General features: G+C 55.8%; 3 protein-coding genes. All 3 read left to right on the forward strand.

Translation table 11 applies throughout. The features are described 5' to 3' along the window. The first annotated feature begins 606 nt into the window (after positions 1-606). The 3 genes from AAC01S_RS19450 (at position 607) to AAC01S_RS18260 (ending at position 3,099) form a co-directional block, all read left to right on the forward strand. On the forward strand, positions 607-810 hold the full coding sequence (locus AAC01S_RS19450) for a hypothetical protein (RefSeq protein ID WP_157071290.1): 204 nt from the start codon (positions 607-609) through the stop codon (positions 808-810). 88 nt (positions 811-898) lie between these two features. After that, positions 899-2,281, forward strand: a complete 1,383-nt coding sequence (locus AAC01S_RS18255; RefSeq protein WP_067625896.1) for a DDE-type integrase/transposase/recombinase — start codon at positions 899-901, stop codon at positions 2,279-2,281. Beyond that, complete coding sequence (locus tag AAC01S_RS18260; protein ID WP_067625899.1) at positions 2,278-3,099, forward strand: ExeA family protein; 822 nt, start codon at positions 2,278-2,280, stop codon at positions 3,097-3,099. Before AAC01S_RS18255 ends, AAC01S_RS18260 begins: the two co-directional genes overlap by 4 nt. Positions 3,100-3,223 lie beyond the last annotated feature (124 nt).

The following is a 3,223-nucleotide window of genomic DNA, read 5'->3' on the forward strand; positions in this document are numbered from 1 at the left end:
GTCACCGCTCACGCTACTTGGCGGAGGATGAGCGGTTTTTTGTTGTGTTCGTTGACGGAGGGTTTTCCCGGTGATTGTCGTATGACGATCTGTATCGTACCGACAATCATCGACAGGAGGCGAAAAAGAAGAGAGACCGTAAGGTTTGGCCGCCTCGGTCTCTGCTTCTGCAAGGCCACGGTTTTCCCGTGCCCATATTCGATTATGTCTCTATCATATTCGATCCCCTTCCCGAACGTCGAGTCCTATTTGCGATTTTGTGAGGCTCCTGACCTGGATTTGTTGCGTCCACCGTCATGCGAATATTGCGGGTGTACCACCCTGCACAGTCATGGCTGCTACGTTCGGAACGTGTGGGCAGAGGAGAAGCTTTGGCGCATTCGGGTGTTTCGGTTCCGCTGTGCAAATTCGGACTGCAAACACACCTGCAGCGTGTTGCCGAGCTTCGTCGGTCGTTATGAGCGCTTCACTTGGGATGTCCAAGAGGTTGTGTGCACGAAGGCGGATGAACAATCTTTGGAAGAAGCGGCCAAACGTCTACCGGCTCCGGTGGGTCCGCTCTGTGCCCGCACTGTATGGCGATGGATGAAGCGCTGGCAGGAGGATATGGACAAACTTGACAGCCAGTTTTGGCAGTATGTGATCTCACTGCACCCCACCATCCGTATGCCAAGGGGACGGAACCGCCCAACGCAGCGTTTGCGGTACTGGCAGCAGATTTGGATGGAGCTTTCGCCAAGCAAAGTGAATGTTGGCCTCTTTCACGGCCTGTACCGGCTCCGCCAGTCACAGTCGACCAGCACGGCATAGCCGATCCCACAGCGTATGTCTATGGAACAGGTTGGCACGCTCGTCCGAGAATAGGCTTGTACCGATTCTGGAGAGAGGAGATGGTATGGTGGACCGAAAGAAGTTGGCGAAGGAGATTGCGGCGTTTCGATACGGAACGATTGCACCCATTGTGAGTCGACAAACGCCGTTGTCTCCAGGGGAACTGCGTGCCTATTTTGAGCGGATGGTACAACAATCCTATGTGATTCCCGGCACCACCAGAACGACACTCAGTGTACGAACCCTGGAACGGTGGCTGGAGGCGTACCGCAAGGGCGGATACGACGCCCTCATGCCCAAGACCCGTAGCGACAAAGGGCGCCACCAGTTGCCAGACGAAGTGATTCAGAAGGCGGTGGCGTTACGCAAGGAACGTCCTGAGCGCAGCGTAGAGCAGATTGTCCTTCTGCTCGAGGCAAGCGGTGTTGTGGAGCCAGGCACAGTGGCACAGAGTACATTAGCCCGCCATTTGCGTCGCTTAGGAGCTAGTCGTAAAGAGTTGCTTCGCTCCAACGACCGGGGATACCGGCGCTTTGAGGCGGAAGACGTGCATGTTCTGTGGCAGGCGGATTTTAAGCATGCGCTGTACTTGCCTGATCCAAGCCATCCGGAACGTAAGAAAAAGACGATTCTGTTCGCCATCCTTGATGATTACTCGAGGCTTGTTGTCCACGGGCAGTTCTACTGGGACGAACAGCTGCCACGCTTGGAAGACAGCCTGAAAAAGGCGATCTTGCGGTATGGCATCCCCGAACGGCTGTACGTGGACAACGGCGCGGTTTTCTCGTCCCAGCATTTGAAACGCATCTGCGGAAGGCTGGGGATTCATCTGTCGCATAGCAAAGCCTACCGTCCTGCTGGTCGTGGAAAAATTGAACGGATATTCCGGTTCCTCGATACGAGTTTCATTCCCGAAGCGTATGAGCAAGTGGAAGCGGGACATATCCGGAGGCTTGGCGAGTTGAATGAAGCGTTCTGGGCCTGGGTGGACGGGTATTACCACCTGCGCAAGCATGGAAGCACGGGAACGCCGCCAAAAGAAAGAGCTGCAAGCAGCAACCGGGTGCCCAAACGGATTTCTGAGGCGGAACTGACGGAGATCTTTCTGTGGGAGGAAGAACGTACAGCAGACAAAGCCGCTTGTGTTTCCCTGATGGGCAACACCTACGAGGTGGATGCTGACCTGGCTAGACAGAAGGTGACGCTGCGTTACGACCCGTTTGACCTTTCGGTGATCCAAGTCTGGTTTGAGGACAAACGATGGTCCGATGCGAAGCCCGTGGATCTGACCCGCCGTTATGACCGCAGGGTTGCCTCGACGGTGAAGAGCGACAAAGTAACCACAGAGCATGTCTCCTTCTTCCAAGCGGTGAAAAACCGACGCAAGCAGGCTGCAGTCGAGGAATCCCCGCTGCGATTCTCGGAGACAAAGCGTGGTGAATCCAAGTGACGCCGCAGGAGAAATGGGGATTTGAAAAGCTGCCGTTTCGACGGGATGTGGAGAGAGACGAATGTTACGAGACCGCTGGACACCGGGAAGCCTTGGCCCGGATGGAATGGGTGCTTGAGCAAAACGCACTGGGGCTGCTAGCCGGTGAAGTAGGCAGCGGGAAGTCGACACTCATTCGTCGACTGATTGGTGGACTCGATGAGATGAAGTGGCTCCCCGTCTACATTTGTGTACCAGGTCTGCGCCCAAAGGAGTTTTACGGAGAGCTTCTCTCATATCTAGGAGAGGCGAACCCCTTCTCCGTGAGCCGTGCGAGGAAGCTTTGGAACGAACGGGTCCAGGCCGGTGGACTTGCCGGCGAAAGACGGTGGGCTGTGGTGATCGATGAGGCACAGGATATTTCCGATGAGATGCTGCAGGAACTCAGGTTCGTCCGTAACCAGAGGATGGACGCCATGTCCCTGTTCCCGTTGATATTGGTTGGACAGCCAGAGTTGCGACGGAAGTTGCGACTCAAGAAGTATGAGGCGATTTCGCAACGGATTGAAATGGTGTACCACTTACATGGAATGAGCAGAGAAGAGACGGCTGAATACATCCGCCACCAGATTCGATTGACCGGGCAGCAAGCGCCGGCGTTTACGGACAGCGCTTTGCACCTGATTTACGGGGCCAGTCGAGGGATTCCACGGGTGGTGAACCAAATCTGCCTGCAGGCCCTGTACGACGCAGCAGCGAAAGACAGTGACGTCGTAGAAGACGCACACATCCAGCGGGTGCTGGCAGACCAAGAGCGGCAACGAGGGGCGGCCGGATGACCGGCTGCTCTGCTACACCTACCATGATTGACGGCACGACGACCACTACGATGACGGACTGACGGTACAGTGCTCACGCCGATGACGGTGAGAAAATTACCGCCAAGCAGCGTGAGCGACTACA

Source organism: Alicyclobacillus acidiphilus NBRC 100859 (assembly GCF_001544355.1).
GTDB classification, from domain to species: domain Bacteria; phylum Bacillota; class Bacilli; order Alicyclobacillales; family Alicyclobacillaceae; genus Alicyclobacillus; species Alicyclobacillus acidiphilus.

Bases quoted from the DNA above. Each gene is read 5' to 3' on its own strand.
- AAC01S_RS19450 (WP_157071290.1), top strand. From the start codon at position 607: ATGGACAAACTTGACAGCCAGTTTTGGCAGTATGTGATCTCACTGCAC.